General features: G+C 50.1%; 13 protein-coding genes. 8 read left to right on the top strand and 5 right to left on the bottom strand.

Annotated elements, in window-relative coordinates; all coding sequences use genetic code 11:
* Window positions 1–383: 383 nt before the first annotated feature.
* On the bottom strand, window positions 384–902 hold the full coding sequence (locus JUF10_RS10265) for a universal stress protein (RefSeq protein WP_203642084.1): 519 nt from the start codon (window positions 900–902) through the stop codon (window positions 384–386).
* Between the two features lie 27 nt (window positions 903–929).
* The gene (locus JUF10_RS10260) at window positions 930–1,439 is read right to left on the bottom strand and encodes a YbhB/YbcL family Raf kinase inhibitor-like protein (RefSeq protein WP_203642083.1); all 510 of its coding nucleotides are present in this window, start codon (window positions 1,437–1,439) and stop codon (window positions 930–932) included.
* Between the two features lie 245 nt (window positions 1,440–1,684).
* Between JUF10_RS10260 and JUF10_RS10255 the strand changes: the two genes are divergently transcribed.
* Window positions 1,685–2,848: an ArgE/DapE family deacylase gene (locus JUF10_RS10255; RefSeq protein ID WP_203642082.1), complete on the top strand. Its 1,164-nt coding sequence runs from the start codon at window positions 1,685–1,687 to the stop codon at window positions 2,846–2,848.
* 249 nt (window positions 2,849–3,097) lie between these two features.
* Window positions 3,098–3,865: a potassium channel family protein gene (locus JUF10_RS10250; RefSeq protein WP_203642081.1), complete on the top strand. Its 768-nt coding sequence runs from the start codon at window positions 3,098–3,100 to the stop codon at window positions 3,863–3,865.
* Window positions 3,866–4,299: 434 nt separating this feature from the next.
* On the opposite strand, the gene JUF10_RS10245 is transcribed toward JUF10_RS10250, so the two are convergent.
* Window positions 4,300–4,803: a hypothetical protein gene (locus JUF10_RS10245; RefSeq protein ID WP_236008203.1), complete on the bottom strand. Its 504-nt coding sequence runs from the start codon at window positions 4,801–4,803 to the stop codon at window positions 4,300–4,302.
* Window positions 4,804–5,118: 315 nt separating this feature from the next.
* On the opposite strand from JUF10_RS10245, the gene JUF10_RS10240 reads away from it, so the two are divergent.
* Window positions 5,119–5,985 (top strand): aldo/keto reductase, encoded by an 867-nt coding sequence (locus JUF10_RS10240; protein ID WP_203642079.1) that lies wholly within the window; start codon window positions 5,119–5,121, stop codon window positions 5,983–5,985.
* 1 nt (window position 5,986) lies between these two features.
* Here the strand turns inward: JUF10_RS10240 and JUF10_RS10235 are convergent, their stop codons facing one another.
* The gene (locus JUF10_RS10235; protein WP_203642078.1) at window positions 5,987–6,376 is read right to left on the bottom strand and encodes a hypothetical protein; all 390 of its coding nucleotides are present in this window, start codon (window positions 6,374–6,376) and stop codon (window positions 5,987–5,989) included.
* Between the two features lie 677 nt (window positions 6,377–7,053).
* Between JUF10_RS10235 and JUF10_RS10230 the strand changes: the two genes are divergently transcribed.
* Window positions 7,054–7,590, top strand: coding sequence for a GNAT family N-acetyltransferase (locus JUF10_RS10230; RefSeq protein WP_203642077.1), 537 nt, complete (start codon window positions 7,054–7,056; stop codon window positions 7,588–7,590).
* Between the two features lie 443 nt (window positions 7,591–8,033).
* Window positions 8,034–9,473: a Na+/H+ antiporter NhaC gene (gene nhaC / locus JUF10_RS10225; RefSeq protein ID WP_203642076.1), complete on the top strand. Its 1,440-nt coding sequence runs from the start codon at window positions 8,034–8,036 to the stop codon at window positions 9,471–9,473.
* Window positions 9,474–9,911: 438 nt separating this feature from the next.
* On the opposite strand, the gene JUF10_RS10220 is transcribed toward nhaC, so the two are convergent.
* Entirely contained in the window at window positions 9,912–10,610 is a 699-nt protein-coding gene (locus JUF10_RS10220) for a metal-dependent transcriptional regulator (protein WP_203642075.1), read from the bottom strand.
* Between the two features lie 404 nt (window positions 10,611–11,014).
* Here JUF10_RS10220 and JUF10_RS10215 point away from each other — a divergent pair, with 404 nt between their 5' ends.
* The 3 genes from JUF10_RS10215 (at window position 11,015) to JUF10_RS10205 (ending at window position 14,793) form a co-directional block, all read left to right on the top strand.
* On the top strand, window positions 11,015–12,607 hold the full coding sequence (locus JUF10_RS10215) for an Nramp family divalent metal transporter (protein WP_203642074.1): 1,593 nt from the start codon (window positions 11,015–11,017) through the stop codon (window positions 12,605–12,607).
* 3 nt (window positions 12,608–12,610) lie between these two features.
* Window positions 12,611–13,042 (top strand): universal stress protein, encoded by a 432-nt coding sequence (locus tag JUF10_RS10210; protein ID WP_203642073.1) that lies wholly within the window; start codon window positions 12,611–12,613, stop codon window positions 13,040–13,042.
* Between the two features lie 167 nt (window positions 13,043–13,209).
* Window positions 13,210–14,793, top strand: coding sequence for an Nramp family divalent metal transporter (locus JUF10_RS10205; protein ID WP_203642072.1), 1,584 nt, complete (start codon window positions 13,210–13,212; stop codon window positions 14,791–14,793).
* Window position 14,794: the final 1 nt, after the last annotated feature.

Below are 14,794 nucleotides of genomic sequence, written 5' to 3'. Positions count from 1 at the left end.
GTTGATTTTTACTATGACAATTGTCGAAAGTGTGTACTCTGAATTTTATGGCTTGGTCAATAACGACTTTACGCTCATTCTCTTAACTGACAAAGGATTGTTGTGTAAGCCGAGAGGTCGCCAGATATGGGCTCAGGCGCGTCGTTCTACTTAGTTGGCGGTGTTTTCCCGCCGGCTTAGTAGAAGACCAAGCCTGAAGACTCGTGCTTTTCGAGGCTTCAAGTTGTGTCCGCACCGTTCCAGCCCATATCTGGCGGCCGGTAAGGCGAAGGCTATACTAGGTCGCTAATTATTACGCTAATATCATTGTTATACCAAGGTTAAGTCAGATACCGGACAACGAAAAACCGCCGTGGCATCGCGCCACGGTGGTCGTTTCGAGTCTATTTAGAAAGTTTCGGTTGTTCTTGGTTCTGTTCCGCAGCCTGCTTGGTGTCGAGTGGCTTGCCATCTTCGTTGGTCCGGACCACGAAAACATCGATTGCGGACATCCGACTCACGTAAGACGTGACCGAACCTTCGACCATCCGGGCAACCGCGCTGAGACCAGTGGCGCCCAGCATGATGAGGTCGTTCTTGTGGTCCCGCACGAACTCATGGGCGATGACGGTCTTGGGATTGCCAAACCGGACGTGAATGTCCATGTTGGCAAAGCCCGTGGCTGCCTTGGTTGTATCGACCAGTGAGGTCAGGTAGGCCGTCGCGTCCTGTGCGAGGTCGTGAATGACGCTACCGGGCATGGAACCACTAGCATAAAACCCGTAATGATTAATGCGCAACACATTTAGCAAGTCGATGTGCGCGTGGTTCTGTTGGGCGACCGTAACGGCCTTTTTTAGCGCCAGTTCTGCTTGGACGGAGCCGTCGACGGGCACCAGAATCTGTTCATAGTTCTGTTCCATAATACCCCTTCTTAATGGAGGACATCCCTAAACGCGGCCGCGCAGAGTAATCGTGGCGGTGTCCAAGACGTGCCCGTTGATTTGATGAAGCAGGTCGTTTAACCAGAAACCGTCGGCCAAGTCGAGCTTGGTATTCAACGCGTAAACGGTCAGGCTGTAATCGTGGTCTTCATTGGGTGGAAATGGCCCGGTGTAATTTTGGAAAATAGCGGGGTCCGTGTTGCCAATGAGGGAGCCGGCGTTGCTGTTGCGGCCGTGAACGTGCGGGATGGCGTTGGTCCGGGAAACGTCCGCGGTAATCTCTCTGGTCGTTCCGGGGAAGTTAGCGGCGACCCAGTGAATCCAGGGGAAACCGCTGACGGGCACCGCGTCAAAGTCAATCAAGTTAAGCGCCAGTGTCTGCGTCTTCTTGGGAATTTTGGATAAACTAATGGGGAACGACTTAACGGGGTGACCGCCATAAACATCGTCGCCCGTGGCGTGCTTGCTGAATTCGTCGGCTAAATAGCCGTTTTCGGATGGCACAAAGATACGCATAAAACCCCTCCTCAAATTAACTGCGCAGCCGGTGGTTTGACCATGAATGATTGTCAAATTGGCGCGTCAGTTGGTTCACCTTTATTATACCGCAGGAGAGTCGTCTTCCGCGTATATTCATTATAAATGTATAAAAATACGATATATTAAACATAACCTAATAAAATTGCAATTAATGGTTGCTTTTTGGAGAGAAGGGCGTATGCTAATAACATTAGAAAGTGATTAGAGAAAGGATGACGCCCATGACGCCCCAAACCAAAATTGAGATTTTACAGCACATTATTCAGATTCCTTCGGTCAATGATAATGAGACCGCCGTTGCCGACTACATTGCGAGTTTATTTGCCCCTTATCCTCAAGCCAAGGTGGAAAAAGTTCCGTTTGCTGAGAACCGGGATAACCTGGTCGTAACGATTGGGGAGGGCCCACAAATCGGTTTGTCTGGGCACATGGACGTTGTTGACCCCGGGGACCACAGCGCGTGGAGTCATGACCCATTTGGTGGGGCAATCGTTGGCGACCAACTCTTTGGCCGGGGCGCGTCGGATATGAAGAGTGGTTTGGCGGCTATCGTCATCACCATGCTGGAATTTCTCGAACAAGGGACGCCGCTAAAAGGCAGCGTGCGGTTGCTGGCCACGGTCGGTGAGGAGACCGGGGAATACGGTGCGGCCACGTTGACCGACGCTGGATATGCCGATGAACTCGCCGGCTTGGTCATCGCTGAACCGAGTGGCCTCGACAATGTGGTCTACACCGCGCGGGGCGTCATTGACTACAAGGTCGTGTCCACGGGCAAAGGGAGTCACAGTGCCAGTCCAGAAAAGGGCATCAACGCAATTACGAATTTGATGAAATTTTATAATGCGGTCGGGCCAATCATGGCGCAGCACACGAAGACCGATCCCGTACTGGGCGGCTTGCTGCATAACGTCGACCTGATTTCCGGGGGCGAGCAGATCAATTCGATTCCCGCCCACGCAGAGTTGATGGCCAACATGCGGACGATTCCGGCCTATCCGAACCAGGTTATTTATGATGAACTAGAGGCCCTGATTGCCAAATTGAATCAGGAACCGACCGTTGATTTGAAGCTGTCCTACAGCTATCCGGAAGAGGCCATCCCGGGTGACCCGCACGCGCCATTGGTTCAATTAGCCAAGCAGATCAGCGACAAGATCTGTGGTCACGACACCAAAATCGTCGGGTCCGGTGGGGCGAACGACGGCGCCGAATTTTTGCGGGCCAAGGCCGACTTTACCAGCATTGAAATCGGTCCTGGCAGCAATACGTCGCACCAGGTCGATGAGTACATTTCCATCCAGGAATACCTGAAGGCCATCGACTTTTATGAAGCTTTGGTCCCAGCCTTCTTTGAACAGTTGCAGGCATATAAAATGATGTAAAATCGTAAGACTTCCTGGCCTGAATCACATTGTTTGGATTTGTCATTAAAAATTTAGCTATAGAAAAGGCCATGGCGGCCCCTTTTTGGGCGCGCATGGTCTTTTTGGTGTGGTTAGAGATTCAACGGGTAAATCTTACTAAAGACTAAAATCCGCAGATATTTCTGGTAATCTTGTTGAATTTGATTATATTAATAAGTAATTGATTGACGGGCACCATCTAAAAAATAGGTTTTTGGGGGAAGTATCATGCAAAACGAGCGAGTACCACGCGCATTGGTCGGCTACCATTGGGGCGTGACGTTATTAACGTTGGGGTCGGTCCTAAACGTGATTTTAATGTTATTACAACTGGGGAGTCACCCGCTAGAAATGGCGATTTCAAACGGGTTACTCGCGTTCTTTGCCATTGACTATTTCGTACGACTGGCTATCACGAAAGACCGCAAAACCTTTCTGATTCAGTCGGCGTTTGACCTGCTGGGCATCATCCCACTTCACCCAGTCTTTGCCTTCTTCCGGCTGGCCCGGTTAGCGCGCCTGATTCGGTTTCACCATATTTTCTGGCGGCTGGGACTAGATGGCAAATGGACCAAGGCCTATCATCGGTTCATTTACCAAACAGGGTTCATCTATCTCTTTTCAATCAGCGTGGCGATTATCGTGGTCAGCGCATTTCTTTTTTCGCTGACTGAAAAGCAAAGCCTCGCCAACTCCCTGTGGTGGGCGGTCACCACGGCAACAACGGTGGGATACGGGGACGAGACGCCGCACACCGCCTTCGGTAAAATTATCGCCAGCGTCCTCATGTTCGGTGGAATTGGCTTTATTGGTTTGCTGACCAGTACGATTACCGGATTTATCACCAACCGGACAGAAAAGGCAGTCACCCCACAAGACACCCAGGAACAAGCCAACGTCCGCGAACTCTTGGCGAAAATCGACACGCTAACGGGTAAGGTCGACCAGTTACAGGAACAGGTCGAGCGGCTGAATAAGAGGTCGTCGAAACGGTAGTGTCATTGGAAACGAAAGCCATTGGGATTGGTAGTTGGTGATTTGGGCTGCATAAAGTTGTCGCTAGAGACACCACCTGACAATTTGGCACGGAGAAAACACGAGACTTTGCCGCAGCTACGTATGCCAGTAGACTAACGTTAAAAATTTCGGTCCCCAAACGTAAGTTATGGCAACAATCAATCAGATCCGGAGGAGGTCAGGGATGCAGCCAGCCGTGGGAATAGTGGTCGCTGTAAGCGACCACTATGGGCGACTTTTAAGACGCATGACCCACGCGGCTTAAAGGCGAGCGAGAGGACCGCCCCTTAGTCCGAAGCGTCCCCACAGCAGGCGGAATCCCTGGCAGCCGGAGCGCGGCCATTCATAAACAATGTAACCGAACAAAAAACGCTAACGCACAGCCAGAAAGGCCATGCGTTAGCGTATAAGGACTACCGGACGAACTGCAGGGTGTAGTTGCCCTGGCCGTCCGAAGTGATGGTGTAGGTCGTGTAACCCGCGGCCAACCACTGTTGTTTGGAAGCCTGTGCCCAGTTCTGTGCGTCGTTGACCGACGAGAAGGTGTGGGTGCTGGCAAAGGTGCTGTTTGACGCGTTGCTCGTGTTATCGGCAGACGAACTACTGCTAGTGGTGGCGCTCTTCTTGACTTGCGTCTTATCCAGTAGCTTTTGTTCGCGGTCTTGGACGGCGTCGTTAGATTCATCGTTAATGATATTTTGTAGCTTTTGTTTTTGCGTGACAGTTATTCCGTTATCATTGGCCTGAGCGACCTGCTGTTTAAAACTATCGTAGGCAGCTTGTTCCGAGGCCGACGATGATTTGGCGACGACGGAAGCGCTGGTACTCGATGAGGCGGCAGTATTTGAAGCGGAATCGTTGTGATGCGTAATGGCTAAGACCAGCAAGATAGCGATGGCCAGCGTTAATAGGGTCATAATCCACGGCCACCAACGACGCGGCTTTTTTGGCTGGCGTCGCGTGGGTTGATCACCCTGATTAAAGTTATACCGTTGTACGCGTGATTTTGGTTCTTGGTTGTTCAACTGAAAAACCTCCATGTCCAGAACGGTGTGAAAAAACAAGTTTGCCGCCAAGACGACAAACTACCACACTCTCCATAGTACCGCAAAACGCTAGTAGAAGAAAATTTTAACACTGATTTCGACCATTTTTCAATCATTCGCACCGCGAAATTCGCTTGGATATTGTATGATAGAGGGTGAAACAAAGTTTGAAAGGTGGTTTTTATAGTGCATAATGATATTCCCGATTTACCATTAAACAATGGCAACCGGATTCCCCAATTAGGTCTCGGTGTGTTCCAAGTCGATAACGCTGAAGACACGAAGAACTCTATCAAATGGGCGTTAGCTGCGGGTTATCGCCACATTGACACCGCCGCATATTACGGCAACGAACAATGGGTCGGCGAGGCCATCCGCGAGAGCGACGTTAAGCGTGAAGACATCTTCGTGACCTCCAAACTCTGGAACGCTGTGCGGGGCTATGATGAAACCAAGGCAGCCTTCCAAGAAACTTTGGACAAGCTCGGTTTAGACTACCTTGACATGTACCTGATCCACTGGCCAGCACCTGGGTACCTCGAAAGCTGGCGGGCCATGGAAGACCTGTACAAGGAAGGTAAGATCAAGAACATCGGTGTCTCCAACTTTAATCAAAAGCAGATGGACGATGTCTTGGCCCACGGCACGGTTAAGCCCGTTGTTGACCAAATCGAAACGCATCCGTACTTCCAGCAAGACGAGATGCACGCCTACTTGGAAAGCAAAGGAATCTTGCATGAAGCCTGGAGTCCACTTGGCGGTGGCAACAACAACGCGCTTAGCGACCCCGTCATCAGCGAATTAGCAGCAGCCCATGACGTGAGTGCCGCCCAAATCATTTTACGCTGGCACGTTCAACGCGAAGAAATCGTGATTCCAAAGTCGATTCACGAAGCTCGTGTCCAACAAAACCGCGACATCTTTGCCTTTGGTTTGGATGAAGACGAGATGAAGGCCATTGCTGCCCTCGACGCCGGCAAACGTGTGGGTCCTAATCCAGACGATGAAGCCTGGTTAAAACAATCCCAAAGTTACACTAGCCGCAAGAAGTAATCTAGCGGTAGGGTGCGATGTCCTGTTCCTTTGCGCGTGGTTCCAGTTGGTCGGTCAGTTGATTGACCACAGAAATTGGGATCTTCGCAAAGGGACTTAGAAAGTTCGGTCGATCCGGGTCGGGAACGTCCTGGGTCTCCTTTAAATGTGGTATTAAAGCAACTAGGTCTTCCTTATGAAGGCCTAGTTGTTTTGCGTAATAGACCACTTCACGGTAACTCACATTCTTAAAGTAAAAGTAGTAGCACAATCCGGCCATGACAAAGTACCAGAAGATGGTCCACTCCAGCCCAATCTGGCTGGGGTCTAAGAAGCCAATCACCACGGCGGCGATAACAAAGATCACGTAAATCGCGATTGAAATGGCGGCCCAACGCTGTTTATGCGTCAAATGAAGTCCCTCGATTCTGTAGTAAGGTTGTTACTAGTGTACGGGGTTACGTGGGGTAAATTCAAGCGATTTCTTAAAATGGTCTAGCAATTTCTCGCAATCTGATTTCAGTCGTGTATAATAACACATTATTAAGTATAGAATAGTGTGAGCTGGCCGCGCTGCGGCTGCCAGGGACTCCGCCTGCTGTGGGGACGCTTCAGCCTGGGAAACCACCAGTCTTCTCGCTCGATTTGAAGCCGCAAAATTCACGCGTCTTCAAATCGCCCATGGCCTAGGCTAGCAAAGGACGCCAGCCAATGCCATTATCACGGCTGGCTCCGTCCCTGGCCTCCTCCGGCTCCGATTGGTGTTCGGCCATAATAATCGTTAAAATAGACTATCACCTAAGATTTGTTGATAATCGTGATGGCCATTATTGTGGCTGTTAGTGAGCAACCGGACCTGATATAACACTAATATCGTTGTTATGTCCGCTCCATAGTAATCCCCAATAGTTGTGAATATTTGTAGCATAAACATTATTGACAAAATGGTTAGTAATCATCATCTGAATGGTAGCTAACAAATAGCCGCCTAAGTAGGCAATCAGCTAATCGTTTGCCAGTAACAACAATCGTTCCATCGTTCCATGAAGGTCAAGACAGTTAACGGTTTGAGAAATGAGAGGTAATGAAGTGAGTTTAAGTTTTGAAACGATTCAGCGACCAGATTATTACCAAGTCGACACGCTGGTTACGGCAGCTTTTGCGCCCGTCGAAGAGAGCCATGGCGATGAGGTCCCTTTGATTCATGACCTCCGGAAGACGTACGATTACCAACCCAGTTTGGAAGTCGTTGCGAAGCACACGGAAGCCGAAGTCATTGGCTACGGGCTGTTAACGCCGGTCACGATTCGCGGTAATCGTCACACCACTACGATTTTAGCCTTAGCACCGTTGGCCGTTGCGCCCGATTGGCAAGGCAAGGGTGTGGGCAGCGAGCTGTTGAGCGAGTTAGAAACCCGCGCCCGGTTAGCCGGCTTCTCCGCCATCAGTGTTGTTGGCGACATGAACTTCTACGGCGCGCGGGGCTATGTGATGGCCGAAGACTTCGCCATTCATAATAGCCTGCCGATCCCGATGGGGAGTAACCTGATCAAACCGTTGACGCCTGGTGCCTTAGCCAACGTTGGTGGGATGATTGAATATCCCAGCGCATTCCATGCCAATTAATTTTTTTGACCGTTAATTGCGTTTGGTGATGGGGCTATTAATGCCGTCGCACCGGTGATTTTACGGAAGAGCGGTCAGAATAACTGAATAATAAAAATTAAATTAGAGGTTGACGGCATTTTCTCATCGTGCTATTATCAATGTCAATCGAATAACGAACGCTAAATTCCATTACCAAGTAGCGTGTCATCTGTGTGTCAGAAAGTCGGTGGTTGCTGCGAACCGATCAGGGTGATCACGTCGAAATACAGTGGAACGTCCTGGTACGCCAGGCGGAGAATAACTAGAGCCGTTACCTTCTAGTGAGTGGAGTGACTGGGTCTAGAACCAGTGGCTCAAGCTGGGTGGTACCACGGTTTAAATCAAATCGTCCCTGTTGCAGAACATGCAACGGGGACGATTTTTTTCTACATAAATTTTGGCATAAAAGAGGAGCGATTCACATGAAAAATGAAGAGAAAGCGATCAAGCCAGTTAAATTTGGCGAAGCAATTATTGTTTTACTGTTAATGTTAATTATTATGGGTACCGGGGTCATCAAGTTTGGCTTATCCCCAACTACCCCAGTGTTGTTGGTCATCGCGTTGGTCATTCTGTGGGCCAAGGTTCGTGGGGCCGACTGGGACACGATTCATGAAGGGATTGTTGAGGGGATTAAGACCGGGATCATTCCCATCTTCATCTTCCTACTGATTGGAGCGTTGATCAGTGTCTGGATCGCCGCTGGGATCATTCCATCCATGATGGTCTTCGGGTTCCATTTGATCTCTGCTCAGTGGTTCGTGCCATCCGTCTTCCTGGTCTGCGCCATCGTCGGGACCTCCATCGGGAGTGCGTTCACCATCATCTCCACGATTGGGATCGCCTTGTTCGGGATGGGAACCACGATGGGCTTCAACCCAGCCTTAGTTGCTGGGGCCATCATCTCCGGGGCCATCTTCGGCGACAAGACGTCACCACTGTCCGACTCGACCAACCTGGCGTCTGCGATTGCTGAATCCGAATTATTTGCGCATATTAAAAACTTAATGTGGTCGACGATTCCGGCCTTCGTGGTTTCCCTCGTCCTCTACTTCATCCTGGGTACCGGTTCTTCCGATGCCAATGCAATGGGTAAAATCAATTCGACGGTCGCGACGTTAAACGCCAACTTCTCCATTACTTGGTGGGCCGCTTTACCTATCATCGTGATGTTCGTCTGTGCTTGGCGGAAGATTCCAGCCATTGAAACGTTGCTGTTAAACGTGGGGTTGGGGATCCTGATGCTCTTTATCGAAAAGCCTTCAACGTCATTGAGCAGTGTGGCAACGATGATCGAGTCGGGTTTCGTTTCCAAGACCGGTAACGGCAGTGTTGATGCCTTGCTGAGTCGTGGTGGGATCAGCGCCATGATGGCGACGGTCTCCCTGATCATTCTGACGTTAACGTTAGGTGGTCTGTTGATGAAATTTAACATTATCCAAACGGCCATGGTGCCTTTGGCTAAGCGCCTTAAGGGCAATGGTTCATTGGTTACTGCCGCTATTCTTTCCGGAATCGGCGTCAACATCTTCGTTGGGGAACAATACCTCTCCGTTATCCTGCCTGGGAAAGCCTTCAAGCAAACCTTTAACGAGAAAGGTCTCGACAACTTGGCCTTGAGCCGGGTCCTTGAAGATGGTGGGACTGTCATCAACTACTTGGTTCCTTGGGGGGTTGCGGCCGTCTTCGCTGCCAACACGCTGGGCGTGTCGACGCTGGCTTACCTGCCATTCTGTTTCTTCAGTCTCTTCTCACCAGTCTTCTCCATTCTCAGTGGGTTCACCGGGATTGGGTTGAAGCGCCTGCCTTCTACGGACGACAGCAGCGCCACCTCCGCTACCATGGCTGCTAACGGCCGGTAGTTATATGTGCTGGAAATGGCCGCACTGCGGCTGCCAGGGATTCCGCCTGCTGTGGGGACGCTTCAGCCAAAAGGCGGGCTTCTCGCTCGATTTGAAGCCACACTTTGAACCGTGTGTCTTCAAATCGCCCATGACCTAGGCTAGCAAAGGACGCCAGCCAAGGTCATTACCACGGCTGGCTACATCCCTGGCCTCCTTCGGCTCATATTGTGCATGATGGCAACGGTCGTTTAGGGACCTGAGCCGTGAACTGGCCAGTGGCGTGTTCGATGAACTTGCTGGCTTAAGCTGACGCTGTCCAATCAAATGTAATCGGCAACTTAAACTCAAATTTCTAATTTCTAAATTGAATAGAATCAAAAGGCGTCAATGAACGTTGTACCAACTGACTAGTGTGGGCTAGGGTGGTGCGAACGTTCATTGACGCTTTTTGTGCGCCTAGTTTTCGCCGATGGCTTGGTTGGCGACCACCGAATCGATGACTGGTGTTTCTGCGGGCGTTGTGTAGATGTAGTCGGCAGCACTCATGTTGACCGTGATCTCTCGCTGCTGGGCCGTTTCTAGGTAGATCAGGTTCAGGGCCGAATCCCGCTTGCGGACGCTTAGAGTGACCCCGAGCGGCAACTGGAGGTGCTGGAGGTAGTCGATGAGGCCTGGCGTTTCCAAGTAGCTAGCGAGCGTAATCGTGGCGGGTGCGGTGACATCGCTTAGTCGCGTGACGTCCGTGTCTGCCAGCATTTGGGTCGGATCGAGGGTACCGCCAAATGGGCTCTGCTGGGGATGATCCAGGTAGTCATTTAGGGCCGTCGCCGTTGCTGGAGTCAGGTTGGCGGCGACATCCCAGGCCTGAGCGGGCACGGCATTTAAGGGTAGTCGCAGGTGTTCGGCCAAGAAGGCCTCGCAGAGCCGGTAGTTGTAGAGTAACCGGCAGGCGAGCTGTTCTCCCAGTGCTGTGAGGGTCACACCGGTATAGCGGTGCCGATTCACGAGTCCCTTCTTCTGTAAAATGCGGGTCGTTTCGGTGACCGTGGCCGGTGAAACGTTGGCAAAATGGATGATCTGCTTATTACTGACGCGGGGGCGGGCAAAGCTGCACTCCGCGATGATCTTAAGATAAGTGTTTTGATGATTTAACACGTGACTCACTCCCCAAGTAAATCTAGCTAGTGGTGACGATTCAGCTAGAAAAGTTACTAAAATTTATGTTCCCCTAAAAATAATATTCAACGACTAAAATTTTAACCGACAATAGGAAATGTTGCAAATTTTTATCAGCTGATGACTGGGAAAAGACTGTAAATGACTGATGAAATGCCCAATTATAGGCATTTATAAAAATAAATAAATAAATTTTAACGTTATAAGTTTGCTGGAAAACAGTAAAAATATATCCCGGTTTTCCAGTAATGAAACCGCATACAACCAATAACAATTAATTAACTAATTTAGATTATAAAGTTAAGCGACCCTAAAAAAGATATTGAACTAATCAAATTTTAGGGTACAATGGGTTTTGTAGGAAACAGAAGGGGGTCTTGATTTTGAGTGATACACCGAAGAAACATAAACTCATTGAATATGCCAATGGGCGGTCGCTCGAAGAGATTAACGGTACCGTTAAAGTACCGAAGGGGAAAGGGTTCTGGAAAACATTGTTCATGTATTCCGGGCCTGGTGCATTGGTCGCAGTGGGGTACATGGATCCTGGTAACTGGTCAACGTCGATTACCGGTGGTCAAAATTTCCAATACTTATTGATGTCGATTATCTTGATTTCAAGTTTGATCGCGATGTTACTGCAATACATGGCGGCTAAACTTGGTATCGTGAGCCAAATGGACTTAGCTCAGGCGATTCGTGCCCGGACCAGCAAGTCACTAGGCATCGTGTTATGGATTTTAACTGAATTTGCTATTATGGCGACGGATATTGCCGAAGTTATTGGGGCGGCGATTGCGTTGTACTTATTGTTCCACATCCCATTAGTCATTGCCGTGTTCATTACGGTGCTTGATGTGCTACTGCTACTGTTACTGACCAAGATTGGTTTCCGGAAGATCGAAGCCATTGTGGTCTGCTTGATTCTGGTCATCTTGGTGGTCTTTGCTTACGAAGTCGCCTTATCCAACCCTGATTGGGGCGGTGTCTTTGGCGGTTTAGTCCCTAGCATGAAGACCGTAGCCTCTACACCAAAAATTGGTGGTCAAACGCCAATCAGTGGGGCCTTGGGAATCATTGGAGCAACGGTCATGCCCCATAACCTGTACCTGCATTCAGCGATTTCGCAGACGCGGGAAATTGACCACAACGATGAAGAAGACGTGGCCCGCACGGTGAAATTCACCAGCTGGGACTCCAACATCCAACTAACCTTAGCGTTCTTCGTTAACGCTTTGCTGTTGATCATGGGGGTTGCCGTCTTCAAGAGTGGTTCCGTCAAAGACCCATCGTTCTTCGGGTTGTTCCAAGCCTTATCCGATACCAGCACCATGAGTAACGGTGTGTTGGCCGGTGTGGCACGGACTGGAATTCTCTCTACTTTGTTTGCGGTGGCTTTACTGGCTTCTGGTCAAAATTCCACGATTACTGGGACGTTGTCCGGGCAGGTCATCATGGAAGGCTTTGTTCACATGCGGATGCCACTGTGGTTGCGGCGTTTGGTAACCCGGCTATTGTCCGTGATTCCTGTTCTGATCTGTGTCATGTTGACCAGTGGGAAGAGTGCCATCGACGAACATGAGGCATTGAACGATTTAATGAACAACTCACAAGTCTTCTTGGCCTTTGCCTTACCATTTTCGATGTTACCGTTGTTGATGATGACGGATAGCGTGGTTGAAATGGGAAAACGGTTCAAGAACTCCTGGTGGATCAAATGGTTGGGCTGGATTTCCGTATTGGCATTGACCTATTTAAACTTGATCAACATGCCGGCTTCCATTCAAGGCTTCTACGGTAACGCGATTACCGCTAGCCAAACACAGACAGCCAATTTGATTGCTTACGTTCTAGATGCCGCCATCGTCATCCTCTTAGCCTGGATGATTCTTGAGTTGCATAAAGGGAACAAGCGATTGGTTGCCACGCTGGCTGCTGACAAGGAAAACAAATCTGTCGATAATGAGGAGGCGTAGACCATGGCTAAAACGTTTAAACGAATTCTAGTTGGGGTCGATGACTCGGCTGATGCTTTACTGGCATTTGACTATGCCATTCATCAAGCTAAACGGGATACCGCGGAGCTGATCATTGTTTCCGTGCTGGAACACGATGACATGAATGTCTATCAGGCATTGGATAGCGATTACGTCCACGGGGAACGTGATGAGCTGAAAGAACACGTCCAACGTTATCAGCAACAGGCGGAAGCCGCTGGTGTTGCCGATGTCCGAATGGTCATTGCAGAAGGCGAACCGGGGGAGACCATTGTTAAGAGTGTGATTCCACACGTGCAACCGGACCTGTTAGTGATTGGGTCGATTGCCAAGAAAGGCGTTAGTCGTTACTTTGGGAGTCAAGCGGCGTACATGGCGAAACACGCACCAATTTCCGTCATGGTCGTCAGATAGTCAAGTAAACTTTCCCAAGCCGGAAGTGTCGTTAATGCGACACGGCCGGCTTTTTTGTTGAGTTTAAGTTAACGCTTACATATTTATTTTTAGGGACGGTTAAAAAAAGCGTCGCTAACGCCGATTTTGCCGTACACTTGGCCTAATCCTAAAGGGAGGGGAGCAACATGGAAAAGAAACATAAGTTGATTGAATATGCCAACGGCCGTTCGTTGGAAGAAATCAACGGGACGGTCAAGGTTCCCAAGAATATCGGATTCTGGCGGACACTTTTCGCCTACTCAGGGCCTGGTGCGTTGGTCGCAGTGGGGTACATGGATCCCGGCAACTGGTCGACGTCGATCACCGGTGGTCAGAACTTTCAGTACCTGTTGATGTCTGTCATCTTGATGTCAAGTTTGATTGCGATGTTATTGCAATACATGGCAGCTAAACTTGGCATCGTGAGTCAGATGGATCTGGCCCAAGCGATTCGCGCGCGGACCAGCAAGTCACTAGGCATCGTGTTATGGCTGTTGACCGAATTGGCCATTATGGCGACCGACATTGCCGAAGTCATTGGGGCGGCGATTGCACTGTTCCTCCTGTTCCATATTCCGTTAGTCATTGCGGTGTTCATCACGGTTTTTGATGTGTTACTGCTCTTATTACTCACCAAGGTTGGCTTTCGGAAGATTGAAGCTATCGTCGTTTGCCTCATCATGGTCATTCTATTGGTCTTCGTTTACCAAGTAGCACTGTCCAATCCCGATTGGGTCGGCGTGTTCAAGGGCCTGATTCCAACGAGCAAGACCTTCTCGACGGGAACTAGCGTTGCGGGGATGACGCCGTTAAATGGTGCCCTGGGGATCATTGGGGCGACGGTCATGCCACATAACCTGTACCTCCACTCGGCGATTGCCCAGACACGGTCGATCGACCACAACGATGAGGAAGATGTGGCGCGGACGGTCAAATTTGCCGGTTTGGACTCCAACATTCAACTGACGTTTGCCTTTTTCGTCAATGCGTTGCTGTTGATCATGGGGGTGGCCGTCTTCAAGACCGGCGCCGTCAAGGACCCTTCATTCTTCGGCCTGTTCCAAGCCTTATCTAACACGTCGACGATGAGCAATGGCCTGTTGAGTAGCGTGGCGCGGACGGGGATTCTCTCCACGCTGTTCGCCGTTGCCTTACTCGCTTCAGGTCAAAACTCGACGATTACCGGGACGCTGTCCGGGCAAGTCGTCATGGAAGGCTTCGTTCATTTACGGATGCCATTGTGGCTGCGACGCTTGGTTACCCGGGTGCTGTCCGTCATTCCCGTACTGGTCTGCGTCATGTTGACCAGCGGCAAGAGTGCCATTGACGAACACGTTGCCCTGAATGATTTGATGAACAATTCGCAAGTCTTCCTGGCGTTTGCTCTGCCATTTTCCATGTTGCCACTGTTGATGATGACCGACAGCAAGCTGGAAATGGGCGAACGGTTCAAAAACTCCTGGTGGCTCAAGGTGTTAGGCTGGATTTCTGTAATCGCGCTGACCGGGCTGAACCTTGAGGGGATGCCAGGACAAGTCCAAGGCTTCTTCGGGAGTAACGTGACTGGTGCTAAATTAGCCTTGGCCAATGATATTGCTTACGTTTTGATCTTTGCGGTCTTGGCCTTGCTGGCATGGACGATCGTTGAATTACACCGCGGCAATAAGCGGCTAGCGATTGCTCGGGCCGCCGAAGCCAAGGCAGCAGAAACGACGGAAGGAGGTCGTTAAG

It is taken from the genome of Levilactobacillus andaensis (assembly GCF_016861695.1).
GTDB classification, from domain to species: Bacteria; Bacillota; Bacilli; order Lactobacillales; family Lactobacillaceae; genus Levilactobacillus; species Levilactobacillus andaensis.
Note: the sequence above shows the minus strand (reverse complement) of the source record. Positions and strands in the feature narration are given on the sequence as shown.